This is a genomic window from Ekhidna sp. (assembly GCF_963691765.1).
Taxonomy (GTDB): Bacteria; Bacteroidota; Bacteroidia; order Cytophagales; family Cyclobacteriaceae; genus Ekhidna.
Map to the genome: position 1 here is coordinate 2,197,023 of NZ_OY829375.1, position 18,010 is coordinate 2,215,032.

At 38.8% G+C, this 18,010-nt stretch carries 17 protein-coding genes; 11 read left to right on the top strand and 6 right to left on the bottom strand.

All coding sequences use genetic code 11. The annotated features are described in order from the left end of the window. Positions 1-13: 13 nt before the first annotated feature. From ACY650_RS09970 to ACY650_RS09980, 3 genes are all read right to left on the bottom strand, one after another. A complete protein-coding gene (locus tag ACY650_RS09970) occupies positions 14-1,168 on the bottom strand; it encodes a hypothetical protein (RefSeq protein WP_462254283.1) in 1,155 nt (384 codons plus the stop codon). Beyond that, positions 1,165-2,307 (bottom strand): hypothetical protein, encoded by a 1,143-nt coding sequence (locus ACY650_RS09975; protein ID WP_462254285.1) that lies wholly within the window; start codon positions 2,305-2,307, stop codon positions 1,165-1,167. Before ACY650_RS09975 ends, ACY650_RS09970 begins: the two co-directional genes overlap by 4 nt. Before the next feature lie 107 nt (positions 2,308-2,414). Continuing rightward, positions 2,415-3,545: a DUF2911 domain-containing protein gene (locus ACY650_RS09980; protein WP_462254287.1), complete on the bottom strand. Its 1,131-nt coding sequence runs from the start codon at positions 3,543-3,545 to the stop codon at positions 2,415-2,417. 125 nt (positions 3,546-3,670) lie between these two features. Here ACY650_RS09980 and ACY650_RS09985 point away from each other — a divergent pair, with 125 nt between their 5' ends. From ACY650_RS09985 to ACY650_RS10020, 8 genes are all read left to right on the top strand, one after another. After that, a complete protein-coding gene (locus ACY650_RS09985; RefSeq protein WP_462254289.1) occupies positions 3,671-4,420 on the top strand; it encodes a TMEM175 family protein in 750 nt (249 codons plus the stop codon). A 78-nt stretch (positions 4,421-4,498) separates the two neighbouring features. Further along, complete coding sequence (locus tag ACY650_RS09990) at positions 4,499-6,106, top strand: hypothetical protein (protein WP_462254291.1); 1,608 nt, start codon at positions 4,499-4,501, stop codon at positions 6,104-6,106. 378 nt (positions 6,107-6,484) lie between these two features. Further along, a complete protein-coding gene (locus ACY650_RS09995) occupies positions 6,485-7,477 on the top strand; it encodes a CBASS cGAMP-activated phospholipase (RefSeq protein ID WP_462254293.1) in 993 nt (330 codons plus the stop codon). An 18-nt stretch (positions 7,478-7,495) separates the two neighbouring features. Next, on the top strand, positions 7,496-8,515 hold the full coding sequence (locus ACY650_RS10000) for a carboxypeptidase-like regulatory domain-containing protein (RefSeq protein ID WP_462254295.1): 1,020 nt from the start codon (positions 7,496-7,498) through the stop codon (positions 8,513-8,515). Beyond that, complete coding sequence (locus tag ACY650_RS10005; protein WP_462254297.1) at positions 8,505-9,431, top strand: chymotrypsin family serine protease; 927 nt, start codon at positions 8,505-8,507, stop codon at positions 9,429-9,431. The genes ACY650_RS10000 and ACY650_RS10005 overlap by 11 nt, the downstream gene beginning before the upstream one ends. Continuing rightward, entirely contained in the window at positions 9,428-11,410 is a 1,983-nt protein-coding gene (locus tag ACY650_RS10010) for a hypothetical protein (RefSeq protein WP_462254299.1), read from the top strand. Before ACY650_RS10005 ends, ACY650_RS10010 begins: the two co-directional genes overlap by 4 nt. Beyond that, entirely contained in the window at positions 11,394-12,098 is a 705-nt protein-coding gene (locus tag ACY650_RS10015; protein WP_462254301.1) for a hypothetical protein, read from the top strand. Before ACY650_RS10010 ends, ACY650_RS10015 begins: the two co-directional genes overlap by 17 nt. Before the next feature lie 43 nt (positions 12,099-12,141). Beyond that, positions 12,142-13,071, top strand: coding sequence for an esterase-like activity of phytase family protein (locus ACY650_RS10020; RefSeq protein ID WP_462254303.1), 930 nt, complete (start codon positions 12,142-12,144; stop codon positions 13,069-13,071). A gap of 8 nt (positions 13,072-13,079) precedes the next feature. Here the strand turns inward: ACY650_RS10020 and ACY650_RS10025 are convergent, their stop codons facing one another. Continuing rightward, the gene (locus ACY650_RS10025) at positions 13,080-13,613 is read right to left on the bottom strand and encodes an LOG family protein (RefSeq protein ID WP_462254305.1); all 534 of its coding nucleotides are present in this window, start codon (positions 13,611-13,613) and stop codon (positions 13,080-13,082) included. A 128-nt stretch (positions 13,614-13,741) separates the two neighbouring features. Between ACY650_RS10025 and ACY650_RS10030 the strand changes: the two genes are divergently transcribed. Continuing rightward, complete coding sequence (locus ACY650_RS10030; protein ID WP_462254307.1) at positions 13,742-14,740, top strand: pirin family protein; 999 nt, start codon at positions 13,742-13,744, stop codon at positions 14,738-14,740. A 6-nt stretch (positions 14,741-14,746) separates the two neighbouring features. Here the strand turns inward: ACY650_RS10030 and ACY650_RS10035 are convergent, their stop codons facing one another. After that, entirely contained in the window at positions 14,747-14,983 is a 237-nt protein-coding gene (locus ACY650_RS10035) for a CDGSH iron-sulfur domain-containing protein (RefSeq protein ID WP_462254309.1), read from the bottom strand. A 112-nt stretch (positions 14,984-15,095) separates the two neighbouring features. Between ACY650_RS10035 and ACY650_RS10040 the strand changes: the two genes are divergently transcribed. Beyond that, on the top strand, positions 15,096-16,199 hold the full coding sequence (locus tag ACY650_RS10040) for a TRAP transporter substrate-binding protein (protein ID WP_462254311.1): 1,104 nt from the start codon (positions 15,096-15,098) through the stop codon (positions 16,197-16,199). Positions 16,200-16,201: 2 nt separating this feature from the next. Further along, complete coding sequence (locus tag ACY650_RS10045) at positions 16,202-16,597, top strand: nuclear transport factor 2 family protein (RefSeq protein ID WP_462254313.1); 396 nt, start codon at positions 16,202-16,204, stop codon at positions 16,595-16,597. A 34-nt stretch (positions 16,598-16,631) separates the two neighbouring features. Here the strand turns inward: ACY650_RS10045 and ACY650_RS10050 are convergent, their stop codons facing one another. Continuing rightward, positions 16,632-17,987 carry a DUF4493 domain-containing protein gene (locus tag ACY650_RS10050; RefSeq protein WP_462254315.1) on the bottom strand — a complete coding sequence of 452 codons (1,356 nt, stop codon included), beginning with the start codon at positions 17,985-17,987 and terminating at the stop codon, positions 16,632-16,634. Positions 17,988-18,010: the final 23 nt, after the last annotated feature.

Sequence of the window (18,010 nt, forward strand, 5' to 3'; positions counted from 1 at the left end):
CCCTTTTTTTGTCCTATTCGCTTATCTTAAATGTCAGCATTATCTCTCCCTCTGATTCTCTTCGTGTATTTTCCTCCAGGTCGAATGCGTACAAAGGAGTATTTCCACAAACATCTTCAAGTCGATGATCAATATGGAGTTCCAGTTCTTTGGAGCCGTCAGGTCGCCACAATACTTTAAGTTCCTCTGGGCTAGTAAATTCTACTTGGGATGGCAATATTTTCCCATCTTTATTCATTATGTAGAGCATGCGCTTTGCAAGAGGCTGGTCAAGCGGGTGATCGGTTACGATCGTGAGAATCCCTACCTGATTCTGTACTGCTTTAAGCGCCCACAGGTTAACATTGATTGCTTTTTTGAGCGTATTTGATGCATTGATTGATCGACTAAAACTTTCTTTTAAGGCTTCACCGCTTGCTCCTTTCCACTTTGAATCAATCTTCAAAGTATAGACATTTCCTGCTCGGAGGATATCACCTTCTGTCATATTTGGGCCTACTCCTTGTTTGATTCTGCCTGGATGCAACAGGAGTGTTAGTCGTGTGCGGTCGATGTTCCAAAGACCTTCTGGAACTTCAACGAAGGGCTCTACCAACGCGTTCCCATTTTTATCTTCGATGGTAATAAAGTCATAAGGGTTCTCTATTCCCATAGGAGAAGAAAAGTGCACGTAAAACCGCAGTAAGTTGGCAGGAACGATTTCTAAGTTAGGCGTTACCGATACTATTTCTGGTTGAGTTGTTTTTGGCGGTTCAAATGACACTACATCACTATACACTGCTTGCTCAGTAATTCGACTAGATAGTACCTTGGCCAAATTAGGATAAGAAAATGTTACCAGATATCGAATGTTTGGATCTGGTAAAAATTTAGGTGTAAATCTTAGGTGGTTATCTACGATTGTATATTCTCCAATGACTGGAGGGTTATTCGGATTTGTCCTTATGTAATAGAATGATGACCATTCTTCAAAAGTGAAACTATGATCCTGAATAAGTTTGACGATGTCTTCAGGCACTAAACGTGTAGTAATTGATCCGTAATTGGCAGTTTTAGGTAAAGTCTGCGCAGAGAAGAAACTCTGACCAATGGAAACATTGATCGATAATAAAAAATAAAGGAGACCGAAAGTGCCTCCTTTAAAAAATGCTGGTAATATTTTTTTCATGGATAAAGCCACTCTTTTGGTAGTGAAGTTAACACAAGCTTGCCGTTTGGTAAACGTTGAGTAGCAAGAATAAATTTTGAATTATAGTCAGCAAGTTGCTGGACTCCTGTTCCTGAGCGAGGTGTGTACTTTACTCCTGCAAGATATCCCTCTACTTCTTCCGTTATCTCTCCTTTGTATGCTGCAACATCTGCTGGATCGAAAAGTAGAAGAGGTAGCGCACTGTTAGACATTAGAATGTAGTCTTTCCCTTTATTTTGATAAAGAACCATATCGATTGGGAAATTACCAGAGCCAAATTCAGCAACAGTTCTTCCTTTTACATGTTTGTCGTTTTCCAACTTGTCGGCATCAATGGTAACTAGTGGCGTACATAAGTAAGCTGCTAATAACTGCTTTTTATCATTGATTTCGTAAGGCAAGAAGGCCCTTACTGGAGATGCTGTTTCCCATTTTCCATGTGCTCCATGATAAATTTCTAACGTATTCGCGTTTACATCTTTTTTAAAGGGATATGCAGACGTCCACATTGCCGCTCTAAATTCTTCATTAGAAAGACCTGACACATAAATTTTCCCATCGTCAAAGGCAATGTCTGTTATTGCATCGGATCGAAGGGTAGCACCTTTTTTCCAACGATGCTGAATGCTTGGATCTACTGGATTTGGAATTGATATACTTGAAAAATCTACATTTTCCAGCTTGGCCTCTGACATATCGCCTTCAGGAGAAATTTTTATAAGAATGTCTGCATCCTCTAAATCATTAGGAGTCTCCCATCTTGAAGTCCATTTTGCTCTACCTCGTGATACACTTAAATAAGTGTTTTGAGACTTTGGATTGACTGCCATATCATGAATCATAATATTGTCTGCAGTGGTACCAAGCATGGCAGCGAGTTTATCTTCAAGATCAATAACATTTAAAGCTTTGTCGTTTGCGCTCTCAATTTTATCATCAAGATCTACAGCATAAATCTTTGCTCCTTTAGAGTCACCGATAAATAAAATTCCATCCTGATTAAACTCCAAAACCGATAGTGAAACTATGTCTGGAGTGCCTTTTTTCATTCCTGGATCCTTGGCAAGTGTAGTGAGTGCCAATAGTGCCAGAGTAAAAACTGTAATTGTTTTTCGCATGGGTTATTCTTTTTAGTGAGATAAATTTTTACGTATTTCTTTTAAAATGTGTTGACGTAGAATGAAAAAGCCCACCAGAAGTGGGCTTTTTGTCTTACTGAAGATATTTAATTGATGTCTTCACCATTTTTAAGTTTCTCGATATTTTGATCTATTATCGGACCATTGACTGTGTCACCAGCTGGTATATTCTTCTTTGCAAGCTGTAAATATTTGAGGGCTTGCTTATAGTTACCTACTGCGGAATATCCTCTTGCAAGGCCATAGTTTGTTGGCCATGCTCCATTGTTAGTTTTCTGATTATACTTAAAGATTTCCAGCGCTTTATCATTTTTGCCGGCAGCTATAAGCTGTCTGCCATATTGGTGTATGGCACCTGCATTTGCTCCTGGAAGTTTAATGGCTTCGTCCATTACTGTTTGTGCCTCATCAGCCTTGCCTGCAGCGGTTAAAACGGCCGCCTTCGTGGACATTGTTCCCCAATTCTTTTGACCAACAAAAGGAGCGCTGATAGCAGCATCCGCCCATTGTATCGCTTGGTCATGTTCACCAACTCCCGATGCATAGCGCGCAGCTGCTGCTAGGTTCTGAAAATTGAAGCCTTGCTGATTATTTAATTCTGCTCTTAATTGAGTGATGTGGGCTTCAACAGGGTCAGCCAATTCTATTTTGATTGGAAGTTTCTTGTCTCCCCAAATTAGGGCGACAGTGGTTGAAGTATTTTGTCGGTCTATAAATTCGTAAGTGAGCCACTCATGAAAGCCGGCATCTTCAGCCTCAGCTTCTACTCTTATAGCATCGTTTTCCTCCTTATAGAAGAAACTACCCCAATGGTTGTTGTCTTTTGAAAAAATCACTGTCCATGGTCCATCCTGTGCTGGAGCTACAAAAAATCCATATTTTCCCGCTGGGAGTTCCTTTCCACCTATTTTAACATCATGAGAAAATGTAAATGTTGTATTCTGATCTGCTCCTGCTCGCCATGGAGATGGATTTTCTGCTGAACTTAATCCAAAACCAAGATTGTTAAATCCGTATGGTACAACCGCACCATAAATTGTTCTGCCACGTGCTCCTGGGCTGCTGTACTCGATTGATACAGTACCTACACCTCCGATGTGTTGCCTAACGTATGATCGCTGACTACCTCCTCCGGGCGGGACACTTAATTGCGCTAGTCCCACAAGACTAATCAATGTGAGTACAAGCGTTCCAAATAGTTTTTTGTTGTTGTTCATATAGTATTGTAGTGTTGGTTTCCGGTAAAAACCAAAACGCTTTGCCTATTGAGGGCCTTTTTATTTTCTACTAAGGGGCTATTTTGTAGATGAATGGTTATCATTGAGTACCTAATTGTACCATCATGAGGAACATAAAAGACAAGCTTGTCGGACTGGATCCAAACTTTAACTACAGGGGAATTGATCAAACGAGAATAGAAACTTTTAGTGATGCAGTTTTTGCGGTTGCATTTACACTGGTTGTACTTTCTTCGACCGTCCCAGAGACATTTGATCAACTTAGAAAGTCAATTCAAGATATCCTTCCATCCTTTATATGTATCGTACTTATCGTGGTAATATGGTATCAGCATTATGTTTTTTTCTTACGATATGGACTTCAAAACACGAAGACCGTCACAATAAATACCTTTCTGCTTTTCCTTGTTCTCATCTATATCTATCCGCTGAAGTTTTTGGCTCGTTTTCTTGTCGAGCTTTATTCTGGGCTAATATTCGGTATGCCAGATAATTTCATGGACGATTTCGGAGGAAACATGAATAGTGATAACATGACGCTATTGATGACAGCATATGGAGCTGGTGCAACCCTCATTTTTATGGCAATGACATGGCTATACAGACATGCATATTCCAAAAGAGAGGAACTAGGTCTAAATGAATATGAGAGCTTTGCTACGAAAGTAAGTTTATGGCAAAACCTGCTGATGAGCTCAATTCCTTTCTTTTCGACCATAATAGCATTTTTCCACCCTTTTGGACATGGAGCATTCAACTTTGGTTTTGCTGGATTTATTTATATGCTTTATCCACCAGTGATGATCGTCTTTGGTATGAAAATGAGGAGAAGGTCAAAGAAACTTTTTGGGTAGTGAACTTACCAAGTTTAGGGTATTGAGTTTAATTAGTGAATTGAAGAACTTTAAGTTTCACTTACTCACTATCCAGCTATGAAAAAATATGCTGACATTCATTGTCATCCACACTCTCGAGCATTTCATTGGATGCGACATACTAAGTATGAAAAAAGGGCATCGAAGTACAATCCTTGGAATGTTGTCCTCAGCAATTTTAAAAAACAAGAGAAGGGTAAACGTGCGTTCAGTTATTCTCAATGCGATCCGGTAAAGCTATGGAATGGAGAAACCAAATTAGTTTTTGCATCACTATACCCATTTGAAAAAGGATTTTATCGAGGCGGTGAGATTGATCAAAATAAGCTCATCAGAATTTTAGATGTTCTCGCAACGTCTGGGCTAGGATTTCTAAATCCGATTGCATGGTTTCAAGCATTATTTGCTTTTGCTACTGGTGGGACTACGGTACTTAAAATTGCAAGAGCCTTTTTGCAATCATTGCTCATGCGAATGCCAATCCGAAGAATAAAGTATTTCATATCTCGGAAGTATGATTACTATGATGAGTTAATCAAGGAGCGCGATTTTCTCATGAATAAAAGTTCGGAGCTTACAAAAAATGAAATTTTCATACCGGGTATTAAACGATTGTTCAAAAGCAAAAGGAAAATGCGCAAGAAATATCCCGAATCGTTGGATGCTACCGGAACATATGTTGTTTGTTCAGATTATGCTGAAGTAAAAACAACATTGGATAAAAACGAAATAGCTATGGTGTTGACAATTGAGGGCATGCATGCTTTAGGAACAGATACCAACTTAGATAAGGTGGAGGATCGAATCATGGAAATAAAGCAATGGTCAAAGCCAGTTTTTTTTGTAACCTTCGCCCATCATTTCAATAATTTTTTGGGTGGGCATGCCCACAGTTTTCCCGACGCACTTAGAATCTTGTCTGATCAATCTGAAGGGCTAAATGGTGATATAACACCCGAAGGAGAAAGGGCTGTTAAGAGGCTTTTAGGCTTGAATGATTTACTGCAAAAAGACCCCTCTTTAGGAAGGCGTATTCTAATCGACTTGAAACATACTTCCGCACTGACAAGAAAATGGTACTACGAACAAGTGGTTGACAAAGCCCAATCAAATGGGGATACGATACCTGTGATCTTAAGCCACGTTGGATACAGTGGCTGGAAGACATTGCAAGAGACGATTGATTATGCTTCTAAAGAGAATGATAATGACCTGAAGGACGGATTTTACCCTTGGAATATTAATGCTTGTGGTGAAGATGTCGAATGGGCAGCTAAAACTGGAGGATTGATTGGGGTTTGCTTTGATCAGCGAATTCTAGGTGATAAGAAAGACAAGGTCAATAGCATCGATTTGATATGGAAGAATTTGAAAGCGATGGTAGATACTATTCTTGACAGTAATCACCTTGATGCAGGAACTAAATCTACCTGTTGGAACTACTTTACGCTGGGCACAGATTTCGAAGGATATATCGATCCTACACAGGATTATGGGAATGTACTTCTCTTTGATGATTTTGAAAATGATTTAGTTGAGAAATTAGAAGGGTTAAGAGTGCTTGATGGAAATCGATATCATCTGACAAGTAAGAAGGAAGTAGAAGATGTCGCAAGAAGCATTTGTTTTGAAAATGCAAATCGTTTCTTAGAGCAACATTTTTAGCTTTCGATATATCTGTTATTTTGATCGGCGAAAAAAGTGCATTTTTAAAAGATTACCACATTTAGGGTATTGATATTCAGCTACATAACTGGCGAACTTTATAGAACAATTAAAAAACCACAGTTATGAAAAAATTATCCCGACTAGCATTTGTTGCCCTTGCGCTTTTATTAGCATTCTTTGGATTTAAGAAAGTAAAAGTCAATAAACCTTAAACTTTCATTATCAATTGATAATATTTTAGCAAACGGAATCACCTATGTTTAAAATATCCAATAAGTTTCTTCTTATTCTCCTACAAATACCCCTACATAGGTATTGTTTTTAGTAAAAGCGATGGTGAACTTTATTAAGTAATCACCAAATCAAACTATAAAGATGCCTTCGCTAAAAAAAATCTTATCTATTGATGGAGGAGGAATAAGAGGAATAATCCCTGGGCAGATTCTTGTAGAAATAGAACGAGCTTTTGGAGTAAAAGTCGCTGATGACTTTGACTTAGTTGCTGGTACTAGCACCGGAGGTATTCTAGCATGTGCTTTTCTTCTAGAGGATCTAAATACACCCAATACACCGAAATTCACTTCTGAAGAGGTGGTAGGTCTTTACTTCAAAAAGGGCGAAGATATTTTCGATGTGCCTTTTTTTCATAAGGTGCGAACCGCTGGAGGCATACTTGATGAGAAATATCCTGCCGATGGAATCGAGAAAGCTTTGAAAGAATATTTTGGAGATGTATGGCTGAAAGACCTTCTCAAGCCGTGCATCATTACATCCTATGACATTGCAAATAGAAAGGGTCATTTCTTTGGTCAGCATAAAGCACAGAAGGATATCGACTGCAACTTCAAAGTACGAGATGTAGCAAGAGCAACCTCAGCTGCGCCAACCTATTTTGAGTGTGAGCAAATTAAATCAGAAAAAGGGACCGATTTTGCACTAATTGATGGGGGTGTTTTTGTCAATAATCCAGCACTTGTCGCGTATGCAGAAGGCCGAAATATCTTCAAAATAGAAGGTGAAGAGGCCTCCGCCAAAGACATGAAAATCCTTTCAATTGGAACTGGTTATACACAGAAATCTTATCCGTATAAAAAGGCGAAGAAATGGGGAATGGCCGAATGGGTTCAGCCTGTAATAGACATAATGATGTCAGGAGCCTCTGAGGTTGCCCATTACCAGCTGGATAAAATCTATGGTACTATTGATAATCCAGATCAATACCTACGCATAGATGGAGACATGGAGGATACAAATATTGATCCAGACATGGATTGTGCAACTCAGGAAAATATGGCCAAGCTCAAAGCTTTCGGCCAGCAGCTTTTTGAAGTAAACAAGGGGAAGATTGAGGAGTGGTTGGGGATATGATTATCAATACATAGAATTATGAAACAAATAAACCTTTACGTACGAGTTTTGGGGATATCGATATTAATCTATATCCTATTACATTTTTTGATTTTCCCAGAATTGGGTAAGGAGAAGGTGTCACTAACGGAGACTCAGAAGGAGTTTATCTTAAAGCAGCATGTTTCATTTGGCAATATTTTAGCAGACTCGGTAAGCAACTATGATTCCTTGCTAAATCAACGATATGAAATTATTGGAAATTTCTTGAATTGTTGTGAGGCAGATTCAACCTTTAACCAGCAATATGAGCTGGCATTCGAAGTACTTGAGAGTGATAGTTTCGCTCTTTTCTTAAATGAGTTGTGCTGGGAGAAAGATTCAATTTTTTGGCTGGACTCCAAGTGGGTTTTAATTGAAGTGCTGGTTTGGTCTCTTTTTGGAGTGCTTTGTAGCCTACTCTTTCATGGGTCTGAGGCTGTAAGAAACAATAAGTTTGATCCGAAGGAGATTGCTGTTCATTATTCGAAACTTGTATACTCGCCTGTAATAACTGTCGTCATCATATTTAGTGGAAATGTTCTGGTGAATGATGGAGCAATAAGTGTCGATGGGATTTCATATTGGGTAATTGTTCTCTCGTTTATTCTTGGTTTTTATTCAAGGCGCGCTATAGATCTCCTAGATAGGATCAAAGATTTGATTTTCAGGTCAAGCGATCCTAAGAAAGAAGAAAGTGAAGTTCAACTTACATTGAACGGGAGCATAGACTTTGATCCAAGTGTAACTGCGCCACCGGTTAAAGAGATTTCCAATGCTACTATTCTACTTCAATCTGCTTCTAGCGATTTCGAATCTGACATTATTAATCCTGATAGCAAAGGTGCATTTAGTTTCTCGGGTTTAACACCAGACGAGTATTCAATAGCGGTTGAGCTAATTGTAAATAATAAAGAATACGAGATACAGACAACAATTAAGCTAGATGAAGCGAGTAGTGAGGGCGTATTTGAAATTCTCCTTATTGAAGTAACAAATGATGATGGCGATGATGGATAAGAATTTAGTAAGGCTTCACAATGAATTAGTATCCAGGTATCGGGATAATGAGTCTATTAGGTCAATAGATATTGGTTATCGATTTGATGGCAACGAATACAATGACGATGAGTATTGCGTGACGATTAATACGATCGATTCGGGGTTTGAAAACTACGTATCTCTCTCTGATAGAAAGAACGTAAATGTTGTTGTTCGGGAAACACTCGTAACTGATCATATCAGTAGGCAAGGAGTTCGACCAGTTAAGAATGATCGAACCAAGAGGCAAACTAAAATTTCTCCAGGTATAAGTATTGGATTTGGTGACACTGGAACACTTGGAACATTCTGTTACGATAAGCTTAACAATAATAGACTTTCAATATTGACCTGTTTTCACGTAATTAAATCCACAAGAAAGGGCGTGCCTGTCATGCAACCTGGTGTTGTTAAAGATGGAGGCAATATTCGGAGAGATGCTATAGGAAATTATGTAAGGAGAGACCCCAATGGGGATTCGGCAATAGCAAGGTTTAATGGGAGGAGACAGAAAAGCGACATTATCTATGGAATGGGCCTTTCTGTAAAATCAACAGCAAAAGCTTCGATTGGAGATGTCCTTCATAAATCTGGAAGAACCACAGGAGTAACTCATGCCAAGGTTTCAGCAAGAAGTGTTTACTTCCGAAATATCAATCATCGTAGGATTGGAATACCAGGTTTTAAACTCGTTCCTGCTGTCGGAGGGCCACCTGAAATTTCATTACCTGGTGATTCGGGAGCTTTGTGGATAAACCAGGCGACTAGGCAAGCCTGTGGGCTTCATTTTGCCGGAGAAAAATTGACAAATCCAGGAGCAGAATTTGCCCTTGCTCAAGATATTTCACATGTACTAACCAGACTTAATGTTTCACTAATTAAACCAAGAAGATGAAAAAGATATTCACCTTAATCATTGGGTTGCTTTGCGCTCAATTACTCGTTGCTCAAAATGCCTACTACGATGCACAAGCTATTTATAGATTATTTAATGAAAAACAATTAGCTAATAAAGACGAAGCAAAAAATGATACGTTAACCATTGATAGTAACTCAATAATCTATGATGAAACAATAAATCCGGAGATGTTAAAAAGAGTCTACTCTTTCATTAATGACCCACTTGGTACGGAAATTTCAGAAGAAGATTTAGATAGTTTACGTAGTATTTCACAAAGAATATCTTATTTGCAAGAATCACTAGGTGGTCTTTTTGGAAGTGTTTCCCAAGCTGATATTATAGACGGTACCGCAAAGTTCGTGGCTGAGCGCTTCAAAGAGGAGGTCACAAAAATGTACATCGATAAGTTTCGAGCAAAGCTTAAAGAACTTGACGATCTTCAGAAGTTGGCACCAAATAGTTATGATTTTTTGCAGGATGCAGATCCATTTGACTATCAAAGTTTAGGTAATGAATTAAAAGATGCATTTGAGAGTGACTTAGAAAATGTCTTAGTCAATTTCAGGGATAATTATGAAGACTTAATCAAAGAATCTGACTATCACATTCCGCTTGTACTAACCCTTGACCTTGGAGATAAGTTGATCAAAGACTATCATGCAAAGGATATTTTTGAATTTTTAGACAAAAGGTACGATCCGAGATTCAATGGGAATGACGATTCGTATAAAAGCATACACCGAGTCTTAAAGAACATAAATGTTATCCAGAAAAATGTTCAATTCGTGGGAACTGGTAATGAAAATAGAGTTTATCTGACTTTCGAAGAACTTGCATTCTTGGATACCGATGATGAAATAAAATATTTCGTTGGACTATTGAAGAATGATGGTGCAGATTTCTTGGCAAATACTGATGCCATTGAAATTTTCAACAAACTCATTTTTCCAACAACTGAGTTGATCTTCGATTATAGCAGTCTTCGAAAACAGGCTAAGACGGAAGGCTTTGACATATCAGGACCTAGCATTTCTAAAATTCCAGTAGACGAGTACCTTGAACTAATTCAAGCTACGCTTGACATCTTAAAAGAAGCTGGTCAATCTGAAATTTTGTGCTCAGGTACAGGTTGCCCTTTCTCAAACGAACAAATGGCAGTTGCTCAAAAGGTGATGGATGCATACAAATCTATCCATGACAAGAAGTACCATTTTATAATACCAAACCTTGTTTCGATCATTGAAACAATTTTTAAAGACAATGATAATTTCGATCAAAAGAAATTGGTGAGGCTCTTGAATGTATTAAAAGAATACGGTGCATTTATGACCGCAATTTCGAATTCAGAGAATTCTGATGATGTAAAAGAAGTGATCAAGAAATTTGCGCTTCCATCTGGTAGTTATAAGGCTAAGCGTGCAAGCCTTTCCTCTATTACCCTTACCGCACATCCTGGCATTTCGATTGGTTCGGAAAACTTAACTGGAACCAATAGCGGTGGGCAAGAACTATCCTTTGGCATCACAGCTCCGATTGGTTTTGAGTTTGCCTGGGGGAAAAGAGGGTGTGAAAATCAGGGAGTCTACAACTTTGTTAGAAAGAATGGGGTAAATCAAGAAGTTAAATCCCTGAAAGGTTCTTACTGGAGCATCATGTTGCAGGTTGCTGATATTGGAGCGGTATTACAATATCGTCTCAAAGATTCTGAGGGAGAGATTCCACAAGATGTAAATTTTGCCCAGGTGTTTTCTCCTGGATTGTTTTTACAGCATGGATTCAAAAATACTCCTTTGACGTTTGGCCTGGGGGTTCAATACTCTCCTAAGCTAAGGGAGATAGTTGTGGATGAAACAGCAATTGTTCCAGAAACAAGGGATGCAAACGCCGTAAGGGTATTGGCACGTCTTACTTGGGATATTCCTTTGTTCAACCTTCACACCAAAAAAGTTAAGAACAATGTTAGCTTCTTGTAAATTAAGAGTTGGGCTGATTATTATCTGTCTTATTCTTCAAGTAAATAGCTATGGTCAATCTGATATTGATATCATGGGGTCTTTTAAGCAAGGGACGGTTAAAGGAGGAGGCAATTGTGTTTCTATTGCACTCATAAAGGCCTCCTATTCAAAATTTGGATTGGATGAACTGTTCCAAAAAATTGATACTACACAAACTGGATATGAAGTAGTAATGAGGGATACCTCAACTGTAAATTTCACATTTGAGGAACTAGAGATGGTGTCAAAGATGGCTGGGTTTCGACAGTTGGATACAACCAGGTTTGCAATTGAGTTTAAGGAATTCGCGGAGTTTTGCTTTACAGCAATGGGTAAAAGACTCGTGCAATTAGAATCTGAAAGAGAAATAGATCTTAATGTAGCTATAGATTCTTTAAATGATGGATATTCTACACCTGATGCATACAAGCTTCTTGGAGTAAAGTTCAAAAGAATAAACTGCCAAAAGGTTCGAAGTTTAGAGGAATTAGAAAACCTAGTGGTTTATAATGGCTATCATGCTGTTTACGCTTCTAGGGGGTTTTATGATGAGAGTTCTACTAACTATCCATTAAGGCTCGTAAAATTCCAATGGAATAGGTTTGGGCCAAAATGTTTTTTTGAAAGACTTTGTGCAGTCAAGGAGGCTTTTCAAATAGCTGAGTAAGTAAACAGATATAGTGACAGCTTTCAAGTTTAAAAAATAAGATATGAATAAAATAATTTTTTTATTCAGCATAGTGTTGAGTCTGTTTACTTATGCTCAAGGGATAAATGTGAAAGACTATGCAATTATTGATACAGCTTCATTCAATGAAATATCTGGACTTTCTGGTATTGAATTTTTAGATGGAAACTGGCATGAAGGTGCAAATTTTGTTGCTGTAACTGATATTGTAAATAAAAAGATAATTTCAAGGAAATATGATTTGACATTTAAATATTCAAATGGAGAAATTTTTCTGGTGAAATCTAGCTTTGTAAGTCTCAAATCTGTGAATGCAGAATCAATTAGAAGAACACCTAAAGGAGAATTCATAGCTTCTGAAATGAAAAATCAAAAATCTGCTATTTTCCAAGATTCTAAAGTCATCTTTCAGGACAACAAAAAAGTAAGAAAGAACACTGGTTTTGAGTCTTTAGCATTTGATGGCGAAAATCTATTTACAGCTATGGAAAGAGCAGATAGGGATAACGGCTCTACCCAGATTTATAAGTTTACTGCTGATGGAGAAGAACTGGGCAGTTTCCATTATAAGGTTGAAGAATTAATTTCCAACGGAGGAGATAGAACAGGTATAACTGAAATGCTTTACCTTCAAGATGACAGGTTTTTAATTTTAGAGCGAGAATGGAACGAGATAAAAGGTAAGAATAGTTTTGTACAGACGAGGTTAAAGCAGATAAGATTAAAAAGAGGAATGGTTGAACAGATTAATGGATTAGATCTTGATTTACTTCTATTGAATGAAGGTATTAATGATAATTTTGAAGGTATTACTTGGGGGCCAGATATTGAAGGCTTTAAGAAAGGTCATAATTTAGTCCTCGTTTCTGATGATAATGGTGGTAAAGATGATGACGGAGATGGCAAACCTGATCAAAAAACTTGGATTGTCCTATTAGGCATTCGTGAATAATAGAGTTATTAAAGAAACCTCCCCACCAGCTTCCCCACATCACTCTCCACGATCGCTTGTTCAGACAGTGATTTATAGAGAAAGCCTTCTTCTTCCATATGGTCGAAGAAGGCGATAAAGTGGTCGTAGTAATCATTCGTATTGAGGAATGCGCATGGTTTGTTGTGATAACCGATTGTTGCCCAAGTCATTACTTCGGTCATTTCCTCAAGGGTGCCAACGCCACCTGGAAGTGCAATGAATCCATCTGACAAGTCTGCCATCAGGGCCTTACGCTCATGCATATCGCGTACCCGATACAGCTTGGTTATCCCAGTGTGAGCGACTTCCATTTCATACAATTTGTCTGGAATGACCCCAGTAATCGTTCCTCCATTTTCCAGGGCTGTTTCTGCCACTACACCCATCAATCCGACGTCTCCACCGCCGTAGACAATCTCGATTCCATTGGAGACAACTTCTTTCACTAACTCCTTTGTTGCAGTCGCATAAACTGGGTCGTTGCCCATCTTAGATCCACAGAAAATCGCAATTTTATTCATAGAGTAAAAGTAAGTGTTGATTAAATCAATTCAGCTCAGAGCCAAAACGGAATAATGATTATTTAACACTAGACCAATTATGAACTCTGTCGCATGGTTATTAGTTATCAGTAAAATCCAGAGCAATTATGAGTGCAATCAAGCAAATCAAGCCACTTGGTTTTCCATGGGCTACACAAGATCCGTTTCTTTTTTGTGTCTATCATCGTGATTTATTTCCTAATGGAAATGGGAATATGGGTCCTGATCCAGCACATTTTAAAGGACGCATGATCGGTCAAGATTTTACAATTAAAGATGGCTGGAGAATGTACCATGGTCAGCAGGTACCTGGATTTCCTCAACATCCACATCGAGGGTTTGAGACCATTACGGTAGTGCCAGAAGGGCTGGTTGATCACTCAGATAGCATGGGAGCTACTGGTAGATTTGGCCATGGAGACGTGCAATGGATGACTGCAGGAAGAGGTGTTCTCCACTCTGAAATGTTTCCACTAGTAAATGATGATGAAGGCAATCCATTATTGCTTTTTCAAATATGGTTGAACCTTCCTAAACGTAGCAAATTTGTAGAGCCGCACTATAAAATGCTGTGGCAAGAAGATATTCCAATACACAAAACGAATGATGCAGAAGTAACCATAGTAGCAGGAGACTTTGATAGTACCAAATCATTGGATACAACCCCTGACTCTTGGGCATCAGAGGATGAAAATGGAGTAGCAATATGGCTCATCAAAATCAAAGCCAATGGTGAGTTAAAGTTGCCAATCGCTGACGAGTCAATTAATCGCTCTATTTATTTCTATAAAGGAGAAAATATTTCATTAGATGATCAAAGCCTAAGTGTTGATCAGGGTGCAGATCTAAATGCAAATGTTGAGACGACCATTAAAAACGGAGACCAAGAAGCGCATATTTTGTTGCTTCAGGGCCGACCTATTGGTGAGCCCGTGGTTCAACAAGGACCATTCGTTATGAACACCCAGGAAGAGATTTATGATACAATAAGAGAGTATCAACGTACGCAATTTGGTGGCTGGCCATGGCCGAAGGATGAATTTGTTCACCCCAAGGAGAAAGGCCGATTCGCGCTCCATGCAGATGGAACGGAAGAGATAAAATAGATTTCGTTAAAGTGCTTTGTGGCTCCCGTCGCAAAAACCTGGATTATCTGTTTGCTTGCAAGTACAGAAATAAGCTGTTTTACTTTCTTCTGCCTTAAAAACTAATGGTGTGAAGTCGGTTTCTTTATGCGACCCATCGCAAAAGGGTTGCTTGGTAGAATGACCACAGGTACACCATGCATAGGTTTTACCAGCTTCTAATTCAACTGGGATTGGCTCTTTTGCTGCTACGGTTCCTTTCATCTTTTTTTTATTTTAATTAAATGTACATACATACAAATAAAATTATTCAAGGATTGTTCGAATGATTCTTAATTCAGAATTGATTTAAATAAGAGGTACCTATCTTTCATGCATGAAACGAAGAAAATTCCTCACTAAATCCGCATTAGCAGCGGCTGGTGCTACCACATTGGCTTCATGTGTCAAGTCGGAGGAAACATCCAAAGGACCATATATCAATTTTAACAACACATACAGGTGGAAAATGACTACCACTTGGCCCCCTAACTTCCCGGTGGTTGGCGAAGGATGTAAACTATTGGCTGATTGGGTAAAGCAAATGTCTGGTGGAAGAATGGAAATTACTGTTTATGGCGGTGGAGAGTTGATTCCTGCATTAGAGGGATTTGATGCAGTAAGTAATGGTGCTGTAGAAATGAATCATGGAGCCGCCTATTATTGGTCAGGTAAAGTACCTGCAGCACAGTTTTTTGCAGCTGTTCCATTTGGAATGAATGCACAGCAGATGGGCTCATGGATTATTTCTGGTGGAGGCTCGCAATTGTGGGAAGAACTTTACGAGCCGTTTAATATTCAACCTATTCTTTGTGGGAATACTGGTGTGCAAATGGCAGGTTGGTTTAAGAAAGAAATAAAAACCATTGAAGATCTGAAAGGCCTGAAAATGAGAATTCCAGGATTAGGGGCAAAGGTTTTGGAGAAAGCCGGTGGTACACCAGTACTCGTTTCGGGCGGTGAAATTTATACGAACCTTGAGCGAGGCGTAATAGATGCCACTGAATGGATTGGCCCATTTCATGACTATTTGATGGGATTTTATAATGTAGCCAAGTACTACTACTATCCAGGTTGGCATGAGCCAGGTCCAGCTTTGGAGATGCTTATCAATAAGCCAAAATTTGATGCCTTACCATCAGATTTACAAGAAATCATACGAACAGCGTGTTATCGCACCAATCGTTGGATGGGAGCCGAGTTTGATGCTAGAAATGGGAAGTATCTTCAAAAGATTATCAATGAAACGGATGTGACCGTGGCTCCATTTCCATCAGAAGTATTGGAACAGCTAAAAGGATATACCAAAGAAGCACTTACGGAACTATGTGAAAAAGATGCACCGAGCAAGAAAGTATATGAAGCGTTTGAAAAATTCAGAAATGATGTGAACGTCTGGATGAATGTAAGCGAACGTGTTTTTTATGATCAAATAATGTAAAAATGAAAATAAGATTAAAACTCTCTGTAGTTACAATATTGATGGGCTTATTTGCTCTGGCCCAGTCACCAGAAGAACTTGCAAACGCACAATTAGAAGCTTATAACAATCGAGATATTGAGGCATTTTTAGTTCCATATTCTGATACCGTAAAAGTCTACAATCAGAATAGAGAGCTACTATACCAAGGTAAGGAGACTATGCGTGCACAGTATGGTGCAATGTTCGAAAGAACCCCTGATTTGAATTGCAACTTGTTAAATCGTATTGCGGTAGCAAATACTGTAGTAGAGCATGAAGAGGTAACTTTCGGCGAGGGGAGAAAGATCTATGCAATTGTTATGTATAAGGTCTCAAATAATAAAATTCAAGAAGTCCATTTCGTGGATAGAAAATAAGTTAAAAAGCCAGTCGAAAGACTGGCTTTTTTTGTTATAAAATGCCATCGGCGCCATCACAATTTTCATCGATGCCGTTGTTAGGTATCTCGGGAGCTCCTGGATATATAAATGGATTGTTGTCGTTACAATCAAGACCGTTTCCTCCATTTGAAGTGCCTTCCCATCCATCATTGTCCAAATCTCTATCGCAGGCATTTCCAATACCATCATTATCATTATCTCCTTGTCCGGAGTTAGGATTATTAGGACAGTTATCACATGCATTTCCTACTCCATCATTATCACTGTCTGTTTGACTTCCATTAATGGTAAATGTATTCGGGCAATTATCGCATAAGTTACCTACTCCGTCATTGTCATTATCCGCTTGGTTAGCATTATTGTTACCAGGGCAATTGTCACTGTTGTCAGCGACCCCATCTCCATCTGAGTCAATCTCACACGTGATAAGACAATTATTAGAATCATCACATTCCTCGCTCCAATCTACTACTCCATTGCCACAAACTGCATTGTCAACCAAGCCATCACAATTGTTGTCTTCACCATCTAAAACCTCTGGTGCATTTGGATAGACAGTAGGATCCGAGTCATCACAATCGCCTTCACCTATAGTAACACCATCATTATCATTGTCCAGACTTCCATTACCTAAATTGATATCGACATCATCAGTGCCTTCGTCCAAGGTAATGTTTATAGCTACTCTCCCATTTTGAACAAATGCATCGATATTTATTCGATAATGTGTCTTAGGCTGTGGATCGGAAATACCAGCTGAATATTGTATGGTCACAACTTCTCCATCCAGCTTAGTGTAAGTCAAAGTGGAAAGAATAGTCAAGGGATCAACTGCAAAATAACCTTCTCGAGTCTCGGTTTCATTGAAAATCAGTACATCTCCCGTGGTATTTTCTACGCTAGTGGAATAGGTATCGAATGAAGATGTAACATTGCTAGAATAAGAAACGCTGACCTTCATATTGGCCAATTCGGCAGTCAATGAAACACTTTGAACCTCATCTTTATCGATTGTAAATAAGTCGGATTCACCATAGTAATATGGGTTCTCAAACAAAGCAGGTTGGTCATTATCCGAATGTGCTATTACTCGATAGCTTCCGGTTGGAAGCTCCAGTTCGGTTGGAACTTCGCTGTAGTTGGCATATTCAGCATAGGTAACTCCATCTTCTTGTTGGATTATAACTCGGTAGTTTTCTAATGGTACTACCGCTTCAACTCTTCCTCCAATTTCTTCAATCGAAATGGATACATCGAGCGTAAATGAAAGGGTTCCGAATTCATCTTGAGGAGCACTATCATCTTCTTGGCATGCAATAAAAATAGAGAGTCCGGATATCAGGACTAGGGTGATAATTTTTTTCATGTGATTAGGTAATTAGGTATATG